Source organism: Pantoea sp. PNA 03-3, assembly GCF_003201175.1.
GTDB lineage: Bacteria > Pseudomonadota > Gammaproteobacteria > Enterobacterales > Enterobacteriaceae > Pantoea > Pantoea stewartii.
On the sequence record NZ_QICO01000021.1, the window covers coordinates 1 to 1,207 of the forward strand.

Annotated in this window: 1 protein-coding gene; it reads right to left on the reverse strand. The window is 52.4% G+C overall.

What is annotated here, in order from left to right:
* Positions 1-16: 16 nt before the first annotated feature.
* Positions 17-1,128, reverse strand: a protein-coding gene (locus C7433_RS23485; protein WP_110269062.1) for an IS3 family transposase whose coding sequence is annotated in 2 segments (ribosomal slippage) — positions 17-867 and positions 867-1,128 — 1,113 coding nt in all. Because the reading frame shifts where the segments join, the coding sequence is not laid out codon by codon here.
* Between the last annotated feature and the right edge of the window lie 79 nt (positions 1,129-1,207).

Sequence of the window (1,207 nt, forward strand, 5' to 3'; positions counted from 1 at the left end):
TGTAAGCACACCCGTTTTAGTTCCACGCACTTTTTGAGAGTTCCGGGGTTTCAGTCATCAGCCGGTACTCTTCCGGTGTCAGGTTATTCAGGGATTCATGGGGACGCTCGCTGTTGTATTCATTCAGCCAGCTTTCCGTGATTTCCCGTGCTTCATTCAGCGTTCTGAACAGGTAAAAATCCAGGATTTCTGTCCGGTACGTCCGGTTGAACCGTTCGATAAACGCATTCTGCGTCGGCTTACCCGGCTTGATAAATTCCAGTGCCACACTATGCTCTTCAGCCCACTGCGCAAGTGTCAGCGAAACCAGTTCCGGGCCGTTGTTCATCCGCAGTTTCAGCGGATACCCCCGGTTCGCCACTATCCTGTCCAGTACTCTGACCACCCGTTGCGCCGGGATATTCAGGTCAATTTCGATCGCCAGTGCTTCGCGGTTAAAATCATCCACTACGTTGAAGGTCCGGAAGCGTCTGCCGCACACCAGCGCATCGTGCATAAAATCGATGGACCAGCTCTGGTTCATCGCCTCTGGCGTCGCCAGCGGAGCAGGATTACGCACCGGCAGGCGCTGTTTTCCCTTACGGCGAAAATTCAGTTTCAGCAGGCAATAAATCCGGTGAACACGTTTATGATTCCAGGTGTTGCCCTGCCTGCGCAGCAACTGGAACAACTTCTTAAAACCATATCGCGGGTAGCGCTCTGCCAGCTCAGTCAGCAACTGGATCACCGGTTCATCGCGCCGGGTATCGGGCTGGTAAACATAGACCGTCCTGCTCAGCGATAATGTCCTGCAGGCCTGGCGGATGCTCATGGCGAATTGTGCCGTCAGATAGCTGACGAGCTCCCGCTTTATCGCTGGTTTTAAAGCTTTTTTTCAATAACGTCTTTCAGTGCACGGCACTCAAGACTCAGGTCCGCAAACATCTGTTTGAGGCGACGGTTTTCATCCTCAAGGTCTTTCATCTTTTTGATATCAGAGGCTTCCATCCCGCCAAACTTCGCTTTCCAGTTGTAGTACGAAGCCTCGGAGATCCCGGCTTCACGGCAGACATCCTTGACGGTACGTCCGGCTTCGACGGACTTCAGAACGGCAATGATCTGGTGTTCGGTGAATCGGGCTTTACGCATGGCGATCTCCTCAGAGGACATAATCAGTATGTCGGAAGATCTCTAAAAGTGAATGGTTCGTTTTACCGGGATGCTTACA